We start from the raw sequence: 18,538 nt of genomic DNA, 5'->3' as shown, positions 1-18,538 counted from the left end.
CGGCACCTCAGACCGTCAGACCGGTAACCACTGCTGACTGCAGGGAAGCCAGCGCATCCACCTCGACCGGCCTCAGGCGCCGCGTCTCCAGATCCAGAAGACCGCCGACGCCTTCCATGGTCCACAGCGCTCCGCCGCTGACCGGATCGCAGATCCAATGGACCAGATGGCGCACATTGCGGTTCGCGCCGGCAAGCCCCGACCGGATGACATATCCCTCGCCCGCCACAGGCCAGCGGCGCATGACGATCCGGGCCTCCAGCAGCACGCTGGCAGCATCCAGCGGCGCGCCGGAGCGGTAGACCTCCCACTGCTCCGGAAAGCCGCCGGCGAAATGGACCACGCTGCTGGACACCTTGCCCAGCGCGAACTCGGCCCGCATGCGCCCGAACCGGTCAGCATCCTGGGTGTTGACGCGTCCGCGCCCGATCTCCTGAAGGCCCAGAGCGTCGGCGCGTGACACCGATACATCTGACGCCGGCTGGCATGTAGAAAGAGACCGTGCGGCACTTTGCGCGGGTGCCGCGCCGAGCAGGCTTTCGAGGTGCGCGCGGGCGCGCGCACTCCAGGGGAATGGCCGCGCGGTCAACGGATCGGCATGATCAAGGCGCAGGCGCATAGTGGCCGCCGGGCGTGCGAGCGCCGCATGCTCGATCACCAGCACCGCCGTCAGGCTGGTATCGTCAAAGCCTGTGACAATGCCCTTGATGACCAGCGGCGCGCCGGGCCGCACCTCGGCCAGGAACCGGATATCGATCTCGCGCGCAATCAGCGTCGCGGTGGCACCCGGCTGGAAGGCGGCACGCATATTGAGCGTCTCTGCCAGGGCCTCGATCGCCTCCCAGGCTTTGGCGAGATAGAAGCGCACATTGAGATGGCCCAGCTCGTCACATTCCCAGGCATTGGCATTGCCGCGCCACAAGGGGATCATGCGCGCCTCCCGCTCAGGCGTTCTGGCTGGCCACAGCGCACGCGGCGCAGTGACCGTAATGCTCGATCACCGACCGGCTCACCTGAAACCCGCCCGGCCCCTCGGAGGCGGGTTCCTTGCGGTGGCGCTCCTCCACCAGGCCGCAGGTTTCGCACACATAGAGCTCTGCCGTGCCGCGCCCGCCTGCATGGACGCAGGCTGTGTAGGCGTTGAGCGCTTCCACGCGGTGGGCCAGACCCGCCCGGGTCAGGAAATCCAGCGCCCGGTAGATGGTCGGCGGCTGGGCGCTGGCACCGGGCCGCAAGGCAGCCAGCAGATCATAGGCCTTCACCGGCGCACTGGCTTCCAGCAGCAGTTCCAGCACGCGCTTGCGCACGGGCGTCAGGGCCAGACCCCGGCTCCGGCAGATCCGCTCGGCGGCGGACAGGGCGCGACTCATCTCCTCGGTCATGACGCGTATCCTAACCGGCTGCGGCGCGCCGCGCGAGACCTCACGCAGGCGTGAATCCGCAGGCGGAAGACCGGCTTGCCATGGCGAAAGCGTTACAGTATCACACCGGCTCGTAATAATATAACAAATTGGAGCCACCCCCCAATGTCCCTCCCCCTGATCACCCGCCTGCTCGTCTCCACTGCCCTGGCCGCGCCGCTTCTGGCCGCCGCCGGCGCGCCTTCCGCTCAGGCGCAACAGCGCGGCGACGCGGCACCGTCTTTCGCCAAGACGACGGCGGACACTGGCGTTGCTGAGCAGCCGGATGTGATCACCGTGACCTCGACGCCCCTACGCCTTCAGTCCGATGAGGTCGTCGGCGCGGTGACCGTGCTCACCGAGGAGCGGCTGGTGGAGCTGTTCGGCGGCAACATCGCCGATACGCTGGACGCTCTGCCCGGTGTGAATTCGAGCTATTTCGGCCCGGCCTCGGGCCGTCCCGTCATCCGCGGCCTGGGCGAGGATCGCGTCGCGGTTCTCATCAACGGGCTCACCGCCATGGACGCTTCTGCGTCCAGCCCGGACCATGCCGTGGCCGGCGAAGTGCTCGGCGCGCGCGGCGTTGAAGTCCTGCGCGGGCCTGCGGCCATCGCCTATGGCGGTAATGCGATCGGCGGCGTGGTCAATATCCTGGACGGCCGCGTTCCGACCGGGCGCGTGGACGGCCTCTTTGACGGCTTCGCCTATCTGGGCGCGACGAGCGTGGATGAGGGGACCCAAGCCGCCGGGCGCGTCGCCTTCGGCGCGGGACCTTTCGTCTTCCAGCTGGAGGCCCTGCGCCGGGAAGCGGAGAATTTCGACATTCCCGGCTTCGCCGAATCCGCCGCCTTCCGCGCTGCAGAAGAAGACGAGCACGATCACGACGAGGATCATGATCACGAGCACGAAGAAGACGAAGAGGATTTCGGGACTGTCTCGAATTCCTTTTACACGTTCGAAACGGTCTCCGGCGCGGTCTCGCTCGTGGAGGACTGGGGCTTTGTCGGCGTCGCGTTGAAATCGACCAACGGCGAGTACGGCCTGCCCGGTCACAGCCACGCCCATGAGCACGGCGAGGACGATCACGACGACGGCCATGATCATGACGAGGACCATGATGACGAACATGGGGACGAAGAGGGCGGCGCTCTTCTGGTCATGGAGCAGACCCGCATCGATCTGCGTGGCGAGCTGAATCTTGACGGCTTTTTCAACCGGGTTCGCTGGTCCTTCGCCTACGGCGAATACGAGCACTCCGAAATCGAAGGCGATGGCGAGGTCGGCGTGACGTTCACCCGCGACGGGGTCGAAGGCCGCATCGAGCTTGCTCACGCCCATGAAGGCGCGCGCCAAGGCGCCTGGGGGCTGCAATTCCTCAATCAGGACTTCGCCGCGGTCGGCGAGGAAGCTTTCGTGCCGTCGGTCAACACCGCGGACTTCGGCCTGTTCGCGGTGGAGCGCTGGGATTTCCAGAGCTGGGGCGCGGAAGCGGGCGCGCGTCTTGAGAGGCGCGACCTCACCGGACAGAACGCGGAGCGCAGCTTCGATACGGTCTCCGCCTCAGGCTCGCTCTTCTTCCGGCCGGCGGATCAGGCCTTCCTGGCCGTCACGCTGTCACGAACCGAACGCGCGCCTACCGACACCGAGCTGTTCTCCAACGGCCCGCACCTGGCCACCGAAACCTTCGAGGTGGGCGACCTGGACTTGGGCGTTGAAACCGCCTGGTCGCTCGAAGGCACGGCGCGCTGGAGCGGCGAGCGCTGGTCGGCTCAGGCCAATGTGTTCCACTCCGACTATGACGGCTTCATCGGGCTGTTCGGGACTGGGGCCGAAGAAGACGAGCTGGACGTGTTCGAGTACCGCCAGACCGATGCGTCCCTGACCGGGTTCGAAGTCTCCGGCCGTCTGGAGCTTGGCGACGCGTTCGGCGCGGCCTGGTCCATGGACGCCGTCGTCGACTATGTTCAGGGCGATACTGACGGCGGCAACCTGCCGCGCATCCCGCCCCTGTCCAGCCTGATCGGGATCGAGGCCGACTTCGGGTCCCTCTCGGCCCGGGGCGAGGCGCGCCTGGTGGCTGAGCAGGATGATGTTGCGGCTTTCGAGCTGCCGACAGACGGCTACACCTTGCTGAACGCGTCTGTGGAATGGCGCCCGTTCGCCGGAGCGCGCGATGTGGCTCTGATCGCGGGCGTGCGCAACATCACCGACGAAGAGGCGCGCGCGCACACCTCCTTCCTGAAGGATCTGGTCCCGCTGCCCGGACGCAATGTCCGCCTGGCCATCCGGGCCGGGTTCTAGGCCAGCCCCGACCAAAGTTTGCGGGTCAATTCCCAGAACCGGGTGGCCGAAGCCGAGAGCGCCACGCCGGGCTGTAATCTGGTGTCGTTCGACGCCAGCTATAGTCTGCCGTTCGAAGGCGTGGACGCATCGGTCTACCTCAAGGGCCGCAATCTGCTGGACGAGGCCGGCCCGCGGCACACCTCCTTCTTCAAGGACGAGGCTCCGATCATCGGGCGCGCGCTTTACGTCGGCGTGGGTGCCCGCTTTGGCGGTGCCTGAGGCCCCGAACTTGCAGATCAGCGCGTGACGCGGCGGCGCCAGGCTTTGTTGCCTCGCGCCGCCGCGTGCGCTAACCAACCGCAACCGCGCATTCAGGGGAAAATCGACATGGCCGACGCCACTGCCAATGAGCCGACCCTTCAAGGTCAGCTCCCGCTCTATAAAAAGCCGCAACCGCTCAGCGCCCAGGTCCACAAGGGCAAGGGCCTCAAGTACACGGACCGTCCGTTCGACTTTCTGATGGACAGCCATTTCGTTCCGCTGACCGTGGGCGAATTCGGTCTGGCCGCCTCGCGCTTCCCCATCATTTTCCTGGGTGAAAACCGCACGCCGGTCGCGGCCATGGGCCTGCAGGCCGGTGCCAACCTCTTCGTCAACCCGGAGACCGGGCAGTATGAAGAGCATTGCTACCTGCCCGCGTTCGTACGCCGCTATCCGTTCGTGGCCGCAAGCCACACCGATGAAAGCGACCGCTTCACCGTGTGCGTGGATGCCGGCTCACACCTGTTCTCCGACAAGCCGACCGAGCCGTTCTTCAATGATGACGGCACGCCGACCCCGTTTCTGGAGCGCGCCATCGACTATGTGCGCCGCTTTGAAAGTGACGTCGCGTCCACGGTCGAGTTCGTGAAGGAATTGCGCGATCTCGACCTGTTCGACCAGCAGCAGACCACGTTCCAGCAGCGCGACGCCGAAGGCAATGCCATTGGCGAGCCGCAAGTCGTGGCGAGCTATTGGGGCGTGTCAGGCGAGAAGCTCAAATCGCTCTCCAACGAGAACCTGGCCCGTCTGCGTGACAACGCGGCGCTGGGTGCGATCTATGCGCACCTGATGTCCATGGCCCAATGGGACTATCTGATCCAGCGCGCCGGACGCCGCGATGGCACGACCCCGCGCGACTTCACGGTTCCGCCGGTGGCACCGCCGCCGTCGCCGGAGCTGTAAGGCCCGCAAGCCGGTCCAGATGGCATTGCAGAACGGCCGGGCGGAGACATCCCCCGGCCGTTTTTCTTGCGGGCGATCACTGTGCGTTCACAAGCGTGTCAGCCCGGTTCCAGCCTGAGGCCGCAGAGCGTATATGCTGAGGCCTGCACACGCCCCTGCCCGGCCCCAGTCCCGAAGGATGCCTGATTTGATCCGCTTGCTCGCCACCCTCGCCGCGCTTGCGCTCTCAGCCGCCGCGTCTGCGCAGGAATTCAGCCCGGACGGGCCGTGGGTGCATCCGCGCCTGACGGCCGACCGGGCTTCGGTGGCACCAGGCGAGACGTTTTACATCGCGCTGCACCAGGACATCGCGCCGGGCTGGCACACCTACTGGCGCAATCCGGGCGATTCCGGCCTGCCGACCGAGCTCGATCTGACCCTGCCGGAGGGCTGGACCGTGGGTGAGATCGTCTGGCCCGCGCCCAAAGCCTACCCGCTGGGGCCGCTCACCAATTACGGCTACTCCAACGCGGTGACCCTGCCCGTGCCGGTCACCGTCCCGGCAGACGCCGCGCCCGGCCGGATCGAGATTCCCGCCTATGCCAGCTGGCTTGTATGCGAGGATATCTGCGTGCCCGAGGACGCGCAGCTGACCTTGACCCTCGACGTGGGCGACAGCCGCCCGGATCGCGCCGGTGCCAACCTGATCGCCGCGGCCTTTGACGCAGCACCCGAACCTGCAGGCGCGTTTGAAGCCGGGCTCGTGCGCGGGGAGGACTCGCTGATCCTGACGCTGGCCGGCGCGCCACTCGATGGCGGCGCCGACGCCGTCAGCAATCTCGCCTTCTTCCCCTTCAACCCGTCCGTTATCGACCATGCCGCGCCTCAGCGCGTGACGCTGGACGCCGGCGAGGCGCGCGTCGATCTGCGCCCGGGCCGCCTGACCCGGCAGACCGTGAACGAGACCTATGGCGGCGTCATCACCTTTGACCGCATGGATCGCGGCGAGCCAACGCGCATGGCGTTTACGATCGAGGCCACGCCGGGCGTGCAGGTCTCTGGCCTCGCAGCGGCACCGGTCCAGGCGGCATCTGCCCCCGGTACGCCCGGTGGCACCCAAGCTCCAGCACCTGATGCCTCTGCCGCCGGCGCGCCGTCGTCAGGCATCAGCTTTGTGCAAGCAGCGCTTTTCGCGCTGATCGGCGGGCTGATCCTCAATCTCATGCCGTGTGTCTTCCCGGTCCTGTCCATGAAGGCGCTGACCCTGGTGGAAAAGCGCGGCATCGAACGGGCCGAGGGACGGCTTCTCGGCCTGATCTTCGGCGCGGGCGTGATCCTCACCTTCCTCGCTCTGGGCGGTGCCTTTCTGGCGGTGCGCGCAGCAGGCGGCGATGCCGCCTGGGGCATGCAGCTTCAGGCACCCGGTGTGGTGGCAGGTCTGGCACTGCTGATGTTCCTGATCGGGCTCAATTTCCTGGGCGTCTTTGAAGTCGGCACCTCGCTGCAGTCGGTCGGATCAGGCGTGCGGGACTCCGGCCGCCGCGGCGCGTTCTTCACCGGCGTGCTGGCTGTGTTTGTCGCCGCGCCGTGCATCGCGCCCTTCATGGCCGGCGCGCTGGCCTATGCGCTGGGTCAGCCGCCCCATGTGGCGCTGGCGGTGTTTGCCTTCCTCGGGATCGGCCTCGCCCTGCCGTTTGTGATTGTCGCCTTCTATCCCAACCTCCTCGCCTTCCTGCCCCGGCCCGGCGCGTGGATGGTCCGGCTGCGTCAGGTGCTGGCCTTCCCCATGTTCGGAGCTGCGATCTGGCTGGTCTGGGTGCTGGCCGCCCAGACCGGACCCAACGGCGTTCTGTGGGCGCTGGTCATGCTGCTCGCGGCGGGCTTCACAGCTTGGGCCTTCTCGATGCACGGGACATGGGCGCGGGTGACGGCAGCGGCCGCCGCCGTGCTGACCGCGGGCCTGCTCTACGCCGCCGCGACGCAGCCGACGGTCTCCCAAGCGCCCTCCGGCGCGGACGCCCTCTGGGCTGACTGGTCGCCCGAAGCCGTGGAAGCCGCGCGCCGAGACGGCCGGCCGGTCTTTGTCGACTTCACCGCCGCCTGGTGCGTCACCTGTCAGGTCAACAAGGCCGGCGCGCTGTCGGACCGCAGCGTGATCGCCCATTTCGCCGCGCACGACGTGGCCCTGTTCCGCGCCGATTTCACCAATCGCGACCGGCGCATCGCAGATACGCTCGCGCAGCATGGTGCCGCCGGCGTGCCGCTCTATCTCATGTATCCGGCCGGTGGCAGCGCGCCCGACATACTGCCGCCCTTATTGACCGGAACCATCGTCACCCGCGCCGTAGACCGCGCCGTGAGCCCTTGAGTTCAACTGAAGCCCTCGACAGGAGACCCGCATGATCAAAGCCGCCGCCAAAACCACCGGCCTGAATCGCCGCCACATGATCCTCGGCGCCACCTTGCTGACCGCTTCGGCGCTCGCCATCGCCGCCTTCACAGGTCTGGCCAAAGCCGAGCCCTTCCCCGGCAATCCGGCCCCGGCCTTCACCGGCACCACCGCCGCTGGCGAGAGCGTGTCGCTGTCCGATTTCGCCGGGCAGACGGTGATTCTGGAATGGACCAATCATGACTGCCCGTTCGTGGTGAAGCACTATAATCACGGAAGCACCATGGCCGATCTCCAGACCCGCGCGGCGGACGAAGGCCATGTCTGGCTGCAGATCATCTCCTCCTTCCCGGGCACGCAAGGCCATGTGTCGCCCGAACGCGCCCTCGAGCTGAATGAACAGCGCGGCGCCAGCCCCACCCACGTGATCCTTGACGAAAGCGGCGATATCGGCCGCGCCTTTGAGGCGCGCACCACCCCGCATATGTTCGTCATCGATGCCGATGGCGTCATCCAGTACGCCGGTGCCATCGACGACCAGCCCAGCGCCAATCCAGCCTCTCTGAATGGCGCACTGAACTATGTCAGCCAGGCGCTGGACGAACTGGCCGCCGGCGAGCCGGTGTCGGTGCCCGAGACCCAGCCCTATGGCTGCTCGGTGAAATACGAAGGCGCGTAGTCCCTCGCACCGACCCGAACGAACGAACCAGCCCCGGCGGCCCATGCGGCGCCGGGGCTTTTTGCTGCCCGCGCTGCGCCGCGCCCCCGGACCGGCTTTTCAGGGCCGGCGCGGCGCCCTAATCTGCGCGCCAATTCATGAATTTCCGCCTGATGGAGACGTTCGATGCGCGCTGCTCTTGTGACTGTCGCTTCCTTGCTGACGCTCGCTGCGTGCAGCCCGGAGCCCGCGGCCGGACCCCAGGCACCCGCCAGTGAACCGGCACCCGCCGCGCCGCAAGGCCCCGCTGCGCCGATCTATCCGGAGACCCGCACAACCGATCAGCGCGACACCTACCAGTCCGCCTCGCTGGGCGAAGTGGTGATCGCCGACCCCTATCGCTGGCTGGAAACCGATGTGCGGGTGTCTGACGACGTCGCCGGCTGGGTGCGCGCCCAGCAGGACGTCACCAACGCCTATCTTGAAGCCCTGCCCGGCCGGGCGCGCATCGCGCAGCGCCTGTCGGAGTTGTGGAATTATGAGCGCTACGGCCTGCCGACCGAGCGCGGCGGCCGGTATTTCTTCACCCGCAATGACGGTCTGCAGAACCAGTCCGTGCTGATGGTCCAGACCGGGCTGGACGGTCAGGCGCAAGCCCTGATCGATCCCAATGCCTGGTCTGATGACGGCACCACCGCGCTGGCCGGTTCGGTGGCCTCGCCGGACGGATCACGTATCGCTTACCTCATCCAGGAGGGCGGCTCTGACTGGCGCACCATCCGCGTCATCGACGTGGACAGCGGCGCGCAGCTTGAGGACGAGGTGCGCTGGGTGAAATTCTCACCGCTGAGCTGGGCCAGGGACGGGTCGGGCTTTTTCTATTCGCGCTATCCCGAACCGGCACCCGGTGAAGAATTCACCTCGCTCAATCTCAATCAGGCGATCTATTTCCACGCACTGGGGACGGATCAGAGTGAGGACCGCCTCATCATCGCCGATCCCGAAACGCCCGAGACGAGCTGGCGCGGGTCCGTGAGTGATGACGGCCGCTATCTGGTGATCAATTCCAGCCAGGGTACGGATGGCAACGGCGTCTGGATCCTCGATCTGGAGAGCGAGGGTGCCGAGCCGGTCGAGATATTCGAAGGCTTTGCCAATAACCACAGCTATGTCGGCAATGCGGGCGAGACCTTCTTCTTCCGCACCGACCTCAACGCCCCCAACCAGCGCATTGTCGCCGTGGAGCTCTCCGATCCGGGCGCGCGCCGCGATGTCATCGCTGAGGGCGATTTCCCCATCACCAGCGCCAGCCATGTGGGCGGACATCTGATCGTCCAGACCATGCGCGATGTCGCCAGCGCCGTGAGCGTGCATGATCTCGACGGCGCGCGGGTGCGCGAGGTGGAGCTGCCGGGCCTGGGCGTCGCGGCGGGCTTCAGCGGAAAACCCGACAGCGCCGAAACCTTCTACAGCTTCTCCAGCTTCAACCAGCCCGGCGCGCTCTACCGCTATGACGTGGAGACCGGGGAAAGCAGCGTGTTCCGCGCGCCGGAACTGACCTTCGACCCGGATGATTATGTGGTCAGCCAGGTCTTCTTCGACTCCACCGGCGATGTGCGCGTGCCCATGTTCATTGTGCACCACCGCGAGGTGACGCCGGACGGCGCACGTCCGACGCTTCTGTTCGGCTATGGCGGCTTCAACATCCCCATGCGGCCGGGCTTCGACGTGCGCCGCCTGCAGTGGATGGAAATGGGCGGCGTGTTCGCGCTGGCCAATATCCGCGGCGGCTCCGAATATGGCCGTGACTGGCATGATGGCGGGCGCCTGGCCGCCAAGCAGAATGTCTTTGATGACTTCATCAACGCCGCCGAGCACCTGATCGACATGGGCTGGACCAGCCCGGACAATCTCGCCATCGAAGGCCGGTCCAATGGCGGGCTGCTGGTGGGCGCGGTGTCGAACCAGCGCCCTGACCTGTTCGCAGCGGGCCTGCCGGGCGTGGGCGTGATGGATATGCTGCGCTTCAACCAGTTCACCGCCGGACGGTTCTGGGTGTCCGATTATGGCAGCCCCCAGGACCCGGCCATGTTCGACGTGCTCTACGGCTACTCGCCGCTGCATACGATCCCGGAGGGCGAGGGCTATCCGGCCACCCTGATCACCACTGCCGATACCGATGACCGGGTCGTGCCGGGCCACTCGTTCAAGTTCGCCGCCGCCCTGCAGGCCGCCGACACGGGCGATGCGCCGACCCTGATCCGCATCGAGACCAGCGCGGGGCATGGCGCAGGTACGCCGGTCTCCAAGCTGATCGAGGAAACCGCCGACAAATGGGCGTTCATCGCGTTCCACACCGGGCTGGATATCACCCAGCCGCGCACCGGACAGTAGGACGCACGCATCTTGGACCTGACACGTCTTGAACAAGCCCATGATGCGGTGACCGCGATAGCGGGCGGACCGCGCGGCGCGGGGGCCTGGTTCACCGCCCATGCGCTGACGCCTGCCACCGGCACCGGCCCGGCGGATACTGCGGCGATGCTGGCCGTTCACCAGGCGCTGAAAAGCGCCTTGGGCAACATGCGCGCACCCACTGGAGATCTGCGCTGGATCTATGCCGCCCTGCTGGCCGGACACGGCAAGACCGCCAGCAGCTTTCTGCGACTGCGAGACGCGCTGAAGGCAGGCGAAAAGACCGCTCGTGCCGGCACGCTTTATGCCGGCGGCGCCCGCGCCGCGCTGGTCCTGGCACTCGCAGACGCAGATTCCGCTCAGACCATCCGGCGCTTTTTCGCAATCCGCCAGGCGATCCGCCCGCCCTGGTGGCGGGCCGATTCTGCGACGACCGACCTGTTCGCCGCCTCCCACGCCGCGCGCGATGACAGTCCCGAAACCATCACCCGGGACCGGCAAGCCGCCCTGACCGTGTTTGAAAGCGAGCGGGCGACGCGCGGGCTCAAGCATGAAGGCGCGCGGCTGTGCGCCCTCTACGGGCATGCCGCCGGCGAGGTGCGCGACCGATATCTCGCCCTGCGCGGCGCCGTACGCGGTCACCGCAAGCTGCGCCGGTCCGGCCATCGCCACATCTGGATGGAATGGGCGGCGCAAGGCGTGACGCCCGCCGACCTGACCGTTATCGAAGCGAATATGGAGGGGCTGGCGAAGGTCACGCAAACCGGTGCCGCCCGACTGCGGCTGGCCCAGCTGGTCTGGCTGGGCGATCGCGTTGATGGCGCGCTGGGCGCGGTTCCGGCGATGTCTGCGGTCATCGCGGCGCAGATGGCTGCCATCGTTGCCGTGACCGCGGCGACCACTGCCGCAACAGCAAGCTCCAGCGGGCGCTAGACGCTTGCACCCGGCCCGCGCGCCGGGCCATGCTTTGGATCATTGAGCCGATCCGGAGCGAGCGATGACTGACGCGCCTATTCCCGTCCCCGCCAGCTTTGGGCGCGCGCGCATCACGCCTGCGCTCTATCAGGACAAATATCAGCGCTCCATCGCCGACCCGGACGGGTTCTGGCGCGAGGAGCTGGAGCGCATCGGCTGGATGCACAAGCCTGCGCAAGTTTCCGACATCTCCTTCGCCGCTGACGATCTGCACATTCGCTGGTTCGCCGACGGGGTGCTGAATGCGTGCTGGAACTGTGTGGACCGGCATTTGCCGGAGCGGGCCAACAAACCGGCGCTGATCTGGGAGGGCGACCACCCCGCGCGCCACCACGCCATCACCTACGCCCAGCTGTTCAACCATGTCGGCCGTTTCGCCAACGTGCTCAAAAGCCTGGGCGTTGCGAAGGGCGACCGGGTCACGCTCTACATGCCGATGATCCCCGAAGCGGCCTATGCCATGCTGGCGTGTGCGCGCATCGGCGCGGTCCATTCAGTGGTGTTCGGCGGCTTCTCCCCCGACGCCCTGGCCGGGCGCATCCGCGATTGCGAGAGCGCCTTCGTGGTCACCGCCGATGAGGGTGTGCGCGGCGGCAAGCCGGTGCCGCTGAAAGCCAATGTGGACGCAGCGCTCGCCCAGGTGCCGGGCGTGAAGGCCGTGCTGTGCGTGCGTCATACCGGGGCCGATGTGGGCTGGGTGGAGGGGCGCGACCACTGGCACCATCAGCGCGCGCTGGAGGTGGACGCCCATTGCGAGCCCGAGCCGATGCAGGCCGAGGACCCGCTCTTCATCCTGTACACGTCGGGGTCGACGGGCAAGCCCAAGGGGGTCATGCACACCACCGGTGGGTACATGGTCTGGGCGTCGATGACACATGACTACACGTTCGACCATCGCGAGGACGATGTGTTCTGGTGCACCGCCGATGTGGGCTGGGTGACGGGGCACAGCTATATCGTTTACGGGCCGCTGGCCAATGGTGCGACGACGCTGATGTTCGAAGGCGTGCCCACCTGGCCGGGGCCGGACCGGATCTGGGAGGTGGTGGCCAAGCACAAGGTCACCGTGCTCTACACCGCCCCCACCGCTATCCGCGCTTTGATGCGCTTTGGCGACGAGCCGGTGCGCGCCCATGACCGGTGCTCGTTGCGGCTTTTGGGGAGCGTCGGCGAGCCGATCAATCCAGAAGCCTGGCGCTGGTATCACGCCGTGTGCGGCGACGGGCGCTGCCCGGTGGTGGACACCTGGTGGCAGACCGAAACTGGCGGCCACCTCATTACGCCCCTGCCGGGCGCCCATGCCCTGAAACCCGGCGCGGCGAGCTTTCCCATGTTCGGCGTCCGGCCCGCCTTGATGGATGCCGAAGGCCAGCGCCTGCCCGACACGGGCGAAGCGCAGGGCAATCTGGTGCTGCTCGGCTCCTGGCCGGGCCAGGCGCGCACGGTCTATGGCGACCATCAGCGCTTCATCGACACCTATTTCACCGCCTATCCGGGAACCTATTTCACCGGCGACGGGGCGCGGCGCGACGTTGACGGATACTGGTGGATCACCGGCCGGGTGGATGATGTTCTGAACGTCTCCGGCCACCGGCTGGGCACCGCGGAGATCGAAAGCGCGCTGGTCGCTCATGAGGCGGTCGCCGAAGCCGCCGTGGTCGGCTATCCCCACGATATCAAGGGCCAGGGCATTTATTGCTACGTCACCCTGACCGCCGGGCGCGAACCGGACGCTGCGCTGGAAACCGCCCTCAAAGCCCAGGTGCGCAAGGAGATCGGGCCGGTCGCGAGCCCCGACGTGATCCAGTTCGCCCCCGGCCTGCCCAAGACCCGCTCAGGCAAGATCATGCGGCGCATATTGAGGAAGATCGCCGAAGGCGAAACCGGCGCGCTGGGCGATGTCTCGACGCTCGCCGATCCCGGCGTGGTGGATAGTTTGATTGCGGGGCGCAAGGGGTAGGTCTTCCGGAGGCAGATCATGGTCAAGGCACGTCAGTGGCTATCTGCTGGAATACTCACACTTGCCCTTGCTGGCGGAGCCGGGCACGCGCAGGTTCTTGATTTTGTTGATGCGGGTGAGACGTGCCGTGCTGCCATCGGCTGCCAGGTCGCGGTTCAGCCCCACGATGCGCCGGTCCCGGCTGAAGCCTGCAACAGCGAGGATCCGGTCACCGTCACGGCGTCCGGCGAGCGCCTCCTGCTGGCCGTCCGTTCGCCGGACCGTCCGCAATTTGTCAGCGGATCGCTTTCCACACAGCGCCTTGAACCGGTTGGTGATGGCTGCTGGGCGGCGGCATGGCGCCTGCCCTCTCTGTCCGGATCGAAACTGACATTTGCCGCGTTCGACGCGCAGAGCCGGACGCTGGGCCGGGCCACATTCGAGGGCGCCGCCTCTGGCGCCGGCGTGGCCTATGCCGAGCTCAGCGCAGACATCGAGACCGTGACCCTCAACGATACCATTGCGGGGATCGAGCGGCGGGTTCACGTCTACGCACCGCGGCAGATGAACGGCGCGCCCGTCCCGGTCCTGATCCTGCCCGACGGTCAGGCGATCCGGCAGTATGCGCGCATCGTGCAGGACCTGATCGACCGGGAGCTCGTGCCGCCGCTGCTGATCGTCGCGATCGAGGCGCGGATGGACACGCCCTTCGCCCGGTCGAACGACTATGTTCCGCACCCGGACACAGATCATCACCGCGCCTATCTGACATTTTTCGAGGACGCGTTCATTGCGTGGATCGAAGCGCGCTATCGCGGGCAGGTCACGCGGGAGGGTTGGTTAATTTTCGGAGCGTCGGCGTCTGCCACCTTCGCGCTGACGGCGTCGCGGACATCATCGCCCATCGATCACATCATCGCCGCGTCCCCCGCAGCGTCGGAGGCCGACATCTTCCGGGACCCGCCAGTGCGCGAGGTGGCGTTTCACATCTCCGCCGGTCTCTACGAAGAAGAGTTTCAGCGCGCCGCCACCCGCTATTCTGAGCAATTGCGTGCGCAGGGCGCACCGGTGCACCGGTATTGCTATTACTCAGGCCACGACCTGTTCACGTGGGAGGCCGCACTGCGGGACGCTCTGGTGAAGATTTTCGGCGGGCGGGCGCCGTCAGACCTCCCGGCGCACGGCGGGCCCTGCCCCGATATGGCGAGTGAACCGGCTCCCTAGAGGCGGGCAGCGGGAGGCCGCATGAGGGGTCGGGCCTCCCGCCTTGGGCGGCTGACAATTTGCGGACATGTGCTCCCGCAAATCCAGCTGATCCGCCCAAACCACGCGCCTCTGTCGACAGGTTTGGCGTAGCAGCGTCAGATTACTGCGCCTGCGCGGATCGAAGAATACGGCGATTGGCGTAGACCGGCCCGCCTACAACCCCACAACCGGTAAGCGCTTTCTGGCCGCACCGGTTTGCCTTGCGGGCGCCCGATTTCGCCGCGATACCGGCACCCGTCTTGAAGCCACGAAGCCCTAAGCGAGCGCTCCCATGCATGTTCTGCCTTACGCCATCGGGATTTTCCTGCTGACGCCGTTCGCAATCTGGGCGGGACTCTATGCCGTCATGCCCGGCCCCAAATGGGGCATCACCGATGCGCCGCTGACCGCAGCGCTTCTGATCGTCTCGCTCCCCCTCGTGACCTATCACTCGCTGGCGGGTCTGGCCTTCATCGCCAATTCCATGGCCGGGCGCGCCGGCGAGACCGCGCCGGCCTGGACGCCCGCACGCCGGATCAACCAGGCGATGGCACCGTTGACCCTGGTGCTGACCATCGCTGCGGCCTGGTGGGTCTACCAGGCGGGCGAAAGCGCAGCGTCCCTGGCCGGCGTGACTCTGGTGGGTCTGGTGATGGCGGGTGTGATTGCCGCGGCCCAGAGTGGCCGGCCGCTGGGTCATTGGCTGACGCGGCCCGCCGCCCTGCTGCTGATGCCGCCGCGACAGCTGGGGCGTCTCCTGCTGGCCGTACCGGGCCTGGGCCATATGCTGCGCGAGATCGGACACGATCCGCACCGCGCCGGCCCGTGGGTGATGCTCAACGCCACCCTGGCCCTGATCGCTCTGGTCTGGCTGTTCGGGTTTGGCGCGCTGGTGGTGCTGGCCATGCTCGCCATCCCGGCCGTGTTCTGCGGGATACTGATATTCTGCACCGAGTAAGCGCCTGCAGCCTCAGCCGTCCTCGTCATCATCCTCGTCAGGATCGCCGTGGGGATCGTAGACGAGGAGATCGCTGGGTTGGCAATTGAGCTCGCGGCACAGCGCTTCCAGCGTGGAAAAGCGGACCGCCTTGGCCTTGCCGGTTTTCAGGATCGACAGATTGGCCATGGTGATGCCCACGCGGTCGCACAGCTCTGTCAGCGACATGCGACGCTCAAGAAGCATCCGGTCAAGGGTTACGCGGATGGGCATGGCTTTCCCGCGCTCCCTTAAATGGTCAGCTTCTGCTCATCGCGCAGGCGTGCACCCTCGCGGAACACTTCCGCCAGGACAAGGATCGCCAGCACCGAGAACCAGGCCGCCAGATTGAGGCTGAAATCAGGGATCACCCGTGCGCCGCTTTCCACCGGCGCCCGTCCCAGCAGTGTGATCACCAGCGCCAGCACGCCGTGTGCGGCGTAGTGCAACAGCTGGTACACCGCGATACCGATGGCGATGGCGCGCAAATGCCCGGCATTTTCGGGCACAAAGGGGTCGCCCTCGCGCAGGGTCGCAAAAATCAGGCGCAGACGGTGCACGATGAAAGTCAGCGCCGCCCAGGCGGCGATCGCCATGGGCAAGGCCACGACGAAATCGCGCGCCAGCAACTGGCGCAGCATACCCGGCAGCGCCGGCCCGAAGCCGAGCAGGCCGTAAATGCCGCTGAAAACGATCAGGACGATGATCAGGCTGGCCAGGCCGAGCACGGCCAGCAGCACAAAATAGCCGATATCGAGCAGCACCTTCAGAATGGAGGCCAGCGACCCGGCGCCAAGCGTTCTCATGCTGCCCTCCCCTCGTCTTTCTCAAACCCGGGCGACGCACGGGCTGTGGCCGGAATGCGTCTGATCAAAATCCGCCGGGGAGGCGCGGTTTGTCTCAGAGCTTCCGGCCGTCAGCCGTCGCCATGCCCTTACGCGACCAGCGGTGCGATCGCGGCGGCCATTCCGGCGAACACGCCCGCCACCAGAACCAGGTTGATCACCATGGCGATTGCGGCGTGTCCTGCGGTGTTAGTGGTCCTGACCATCTCATACTCTCCTTGTGTTTCGTGTCGACCAACTTTTTGCCTCGCCCGGTCATTGTTCCGCCGGGCTGTCGGCTTTATGAGGTGGGCGTTCCCGCTCGCCTCGAGACCACATCTAGGACACTCCGCATCGCTTGGCAACAAAAATATATCGAAATTCGATATTAATTTTCCGAAAGGCGATATGTCTTTTCAGCAGGACGGTTATGCATGAATGTCTTCACACGGACGGATTCCTGGGTTCTGGCGAGCCATAACCCGGGTAAAATCAAAGAGTTGGATGCGCTTCTGACGCCTCACGGACTGACCGTTATCGGTGCCGGAGCGCTCGGTTTGGCCGAGCCGGAAGAGACTGAAACAAGCTTTTCCGGCAATGCGCGCCTCAAGGCAGAGGCGGCTGCGCACGCCTCGGGCCGGGTCGCGCTGGCGGATGATTCCGGCTTGTCCGTCGATGCGCTGGATGGCGCGCCCGGCGTGTACTCCGCGCGCTGGGCCGGGCCGGACAAGGATTTCTCCGCTGCCATGGAGCGCGTGCGCCGCGCGCTCGAGGCGGCGGGCAGCCAGGATCATACCGCCCGCTTTGTCTGCGTGCTGGCCCTGGCCCATCCCGATGGCGAGACGCGGCTTTACGAGGGCGAGGTTCGCGGGAGGCTGGTCTTCCCGCCGCGCGGCGAGCACGGGTTCGGCTATGACCCGATCTTCGTGCCCGAGGGCCATGACCGGACTTTTGCTGAAATGGACGCGGCGTCCAAACGCGCGCTCAGCCATCGCGCACGGGCGTTTGCGGCCCTGACCGCCGATGTGTTCGGCGTATGAGCACCGGGAACTCCACGCCCGCCAGGCTCGGCCTGTATGTCCATTGGCCCTATTGCGCGCGCATCTGCCCCTATTGCGATTTCAACGTCTACAAGGCGTCCGGCGGCACACCGGACGCGCTGACAGAGGCCCTGCTCGCCGATCTCGATCACTGGCGCACCCGGACCGGACCGCGGCCTCTGGCCAGCGTGCATTTCGGCGGTGGCACCCCTTCTCTGATGACACCCGCCCAGATCGAGGCCGTGCTGGCGCGCGCCGACGCGCTGTGGGGCTTCACGCCGGGCGCCGAAATCGGGCTGGAAGCCAATCCCAAAGAGGCCGCGTCCTTCGCCGGGCTCGCCAGCGCCGGGATCAACCGCCTGTCGCTGGGTGTTCAGGCGCTGGATGATGCCAGCCTCGCCCGCCTTGGCCGCGATCATGACGCTGCAGGCGCGCTTCGGGCGCTGGAGGCGGCGCAGGCCCTGTTCGCGCGTCTCTCCATCGATCTCATCTATGCCCGCGAAGGCCAGAGCCCGGAGGACTGGGCGGCCGAGCTCTCCCGCGTGCTGGCCATGGGGCTCGGCCATCTGTCGCTCTACCAGCTGACCATCGAACCGGGCACGGCGTTCGCCCGCCAGGCCGAGCGCGGGCGTCTCACTCCGCCCGGCGACGACGATGCGGCGGACATGTACGCGCTGACGCAAGAGCTGACCGAAGCGGCCGGCCTGCCCGCCTACGAGATTTCCAATCACGCCCGCACCCGCGCGGATCAATCGGTGCATAACCGGCTCTACTGGGAAGGCGCCGACTGGATCGCCATCGGGCCGGGCGGCCACGCGCGGGTGGGGGCCCACATTGCCGGCGGACGCCTCGCGGCGGAAGCGGCGCGGAGGCCCGCCGACTATATCGCCCGCGCCGCATCGGGCGCCGCGCACGAGACCGAGGTGCTGAGCGCGCGCGACGAAGCGGTGGAGCGGGTGCTGATGGGCATGCGCCTGGTGGATGAGGGGCTCGATCTCGCGGCTCTCAAGGCGCTCACCGGCTATGAGGTGGACGCTGAGGGGCTCGCGCTGGCCTTGTCGCGTGGTCAGGTCAGGCGAGATGGCGCGCGCCTCATCCTGACCCCTGCCGGGCGGATATTCGCCGACGCCGTCGCGGGCGGCCTTGCGCCCTGAGCCGTTTCGTGGCCGCACGCGGCTGCATGCGCTATAT

General features: G+C 66.9%; 16 protein-coding genes and 1 pseudogene. 13 read left to right on the top strand and 4 right to left on the bottom strand.

Annotated features, from left to right (window positions below; all coding sequences use genetic code 11):
• Window positions 1–7: 7 nt before the first annotated feature.
• Together L2D00_12940 and L2D00_12935 are read right to left on the bottom strand one after the other, a co-directional pair.
• Entirely contained in the window at window positions 8–931 is a 924-nt protein-coding gene (locus L2D00_12940; protein ID WBQ12743.1) for a hypothetical protein, read from the bottom strand.
• Between the two features lie 13 nt (window positions 932–944).
• Entirely contained in the window at window positions 945–1,382 is a 438-nt protein-coding gene (locus L2D00_12935; protein ID WBQ12742.1) for a transcriptional repressor, read from the bottom strand.
• A 144-nt stretch (window positions 1,383–1,526) separates the two neighbouring features.
• On the opposite strand from L2D00_12935, the pseudogene L2D00_12930 reads away from it, so the two are divergent.
• The 11 genes and pseudogenes from L2D00_12930 to L2D00_12880 all read left to right on the top strand — a co-directional run bounded on the left by L2D00_12930 (window position 1,527) and on the right by L2D00_12880 (window position 15,465).
• Window positions 1,527–1,982: pseudogene (locus tag L2D00_12930) on the top strand (Plug domain-containing protein).
• A gap of 576 nt (window positions 1,983–2,558) precedes the next feature.
• Window positions 2,559–3,701 carry a TonB-dependent receptor gene (locus L2D00_12925; protein ID WBQ14514.1) on the top strand — a complete coding sequence of 381 codons (1,143 nt, stop codon included), beginning with the start codon at window positions 2,559–2,561 and terminating at the stop codon, window positions 3,699–3,701.
• Between the two features lie 18 nt (window positions 3,702–3,719).
• Window positions 3,720–3,962, top strand: coding sequence for a hypothetical protein (locus L2D00_12920; GenBank protein WBQ12741.1), 243 nt, complete (start codon window positions 3,720–3,722; stop codon window positions 3,960–3,962).
• A 108-nt stretch (window positions 3,963–4,070) separates the two neighbouring features.
• Complete coding sequence (locus L2D00_12915) at window positions 4,071–4,907, top strand: SapC family protein (GenBank protein WBQ12740.1); 837 nt, start codon at window positions 4,071–4,073, stop codon at window positions 4,905–4,907.
• A 187-nt stretch (window positions 4,908–5,094) separates the two neighbouring features.
• Window positions 5,095–7,254: a thioredoxin family protein gene (locus L2D00_12910; GenBank protein WBQ12739.1), complete on the top strand. Its 2,160-nt coding sequence runs from the start codon at window positions 5,095–5,097 to the stop codon at window positions 7,252–7,254.
• 31 nt (window positions 7,255–7,285) lie between these two features.
• Window positions 7,286–7,954 carry a thioredoxin family protein gene (locus L2D00_12905; GenBank protein ID WBQ12738.1) on the top strand — a complete coding sequence of 223 codons (669 nt, stop codon included), beginning with the start codon at window positions 7,286–7,288 and terminating at the stop codon, window positions 7,952–7,954.
• A gap of 165 nt (window positions 7,955–8,119) precedes the next feature.
• Window positions 8,120–10,327 carry a prolyl oligopeptidase family serine peptidase gene (locus L2D00_12900; GenBank protein ID WBQ12737.1) on the top strand — a complete coding sequence of 736 codons (2,208 nt, stop codon included), beginning with the start codon at window positions 8,120–8,122 and terminating at the stop codon, window positions 10,325–10,327.
• 12 nt (window positions 10,328–10,339) lie between these two features.
• Window positions 10,340–11,281: a hypothetical protein gene (locus tag L2D00_12895; GenBank protein ID WBQ12736.1), complete on the top strand. Its 942-nt coding sequence runs from the start codon at window positions 10,340–10,342 to the stop codon at window positions 11,279–11,281.
• A 64-nt stretch (window positions 11,282–11,345) separates the two neighbouring features.
• Window positions 11,346–13,283: an acetate--CoA ligase gene (gene acs / locus L2D00_12890; GenBank protein ID WBQ12735.1), complete on the top strand. Its 1,938-nt coding sequence runs from the start codon at window positions 11,346–11,348 to the stop codon at window positions 13,281–13,283.
• A gap of 18 nt (window positions 13,284–13,301) precedes the next feature.
• A complete protein-coding gene (locus tag L2D00_12885; GenBank protein ID WBQ12734.1) occupies window positions 13,302–14,486 on the top strand; it encodes a hypothetical protein in 1,185 nt (394 codons plus the stop codon).
• A 313-nt stretch (window positions 14,487–14,799) separates the two neighbouring features.
• Window positions 14,800–15,465 (top strand): hypothetical protein, encoded by a 666-nt coding sequence (locus L2D00_12880; GenBank protein WBQ12733.1) that lies wholly within the window; start codon window positions 14,800–14,802, stop codon window positions 15,463–15,465.
• Window positions 15,466–15,477: 12 nt separating this feature from the next.
• Here the strand turns inward: L2D00_12880 and L2D00_12875 are convergent, their stop codons facing one another.
• Entirely contained in the window at window positions 15,478–15,717 is a 240-nt protein-coding gene (locus L2D00_12875; GenBank protein ID WBQ12732.1) for a helix-turn-helix transcriptional regulator, read from the bottom strand.
• A gap of 17 nt (window positions 15,718–15,734) precedes the next feature.
• A complete protein-coding gene (locus tag L2D00_12870) occupies window positions 15,735–16,289 on the bottom strand; it encodes a DUF2975 domain-containing protein (GenBank protein WBQ12731.1) in 555 nt (184 codons plus the stop codon).
• Window positions 16,290–16,741: 452 nt separating this feature from the next.
• Here L2D00_12870 and rdgB point away from each other — a divergent pair, with 452 nt between their 5' ends.
• Window positions 16,742–17,347, top strand: a complete 606-nt coding sequence (rdgB, locus tag L2D00_12865) for an RdgB/HAM1 family non-canonical purine NTP pyrophosphatase (GenBank protein ID WBQ12730.1) — start codon at window positions 16,742–16,744, stop codon at window positions 17,345–17,347.
• Window positions 17,344–18,501 (top strand): radical SAM family heme chaperone HemW, encoded by a 1,158-nt coding sequence (gene hemW, locus L2D00_12860; GenBank protein ID WBQ12729.1) that lies wholly within the window; start codon window positions 17,344–17,346, stop codon window positions 18,499–18,501. Before rdgB ends, hemW begins: the two co-directional genes overlap by 4 nt.
• Window positions 18,502–18,538: the final 37 nt, after the last annotated feature.

Source organism: Hyphomonadaceae bacterium BL14 (assembly GCA_027627705.1).
Taxonomy (GTDB): Bacteria; Pseudomonadota; Alphaproteobacteria; order Caulobacterales; family Maricaulaceae; genus Oceanicaulis.
Note: the sequence above shows the minus strand (reverse complement) of the source record. Positions and strands in the feature narration are given on the sequence as shown.